Origin of the sequence: Halomonas sp. KAO (assembly GCF_015595025.1) — a bacterium.
Classification (GTDB): domain Bacteria; phylum Pseudomonadota; class Gammaproteobacteria; order Pseudomonadales; family Halomonadaceae; genus Halomonas.
In genome coordinates this window covers 277,801-278,159 of the sequence record NZ_JADNRL010000037.1, presented here as the reverse complement: position 1 = coordinate 278,159, position 359 = coordinate 277,801, and the positions used below count along the sequence as shown (strand labels likewise).

The 359-nt window shown below is 63.5% G+C and carries 1 protein-coding gene; it reads left to right on the top strand.

From position 1 onward, the window contains the following. Positions 1-359, top strand: a 359-nt coding sequence (locus IOC61_RS17750) for an ABC transporter permease subunit (protein ID WP_229333222.1), incomplete at both ends; no start/stop codon positions are given.

Sequence of the window (359 nt, the reverse complement as noted above, 5' to 3'; positions counted from 1 at the left end):
TGATCAATCTTCACGGCTATGGCCCGCGACTGCTGGAGGGCGCGCTGATCACCGTCGAGCTGGCGGTGCTGTCGCTGCTCCTGGCCATCGTGCTGGGCCTGATCACCGCCAGCGCCAAGATGTCGCGCAGTCGGGCGGCCCACGCCATCGGCACCCTCTACACCACCATCATCCGCGGCGTGCCCGACCTGGTGCTGATGATGCTGCTGTTCTTCGGCGGCCAGATCGGCATCAACGCGATCACCGACCAGCTCTATACGCACTTCGGCTGGGATATCTTCATCAACGTCAACGAGTTCGTGGCGGGGGTGATCACCATCGGCCTGATCTTCGGCGCCTACATGGGCGAAACCTTCCGC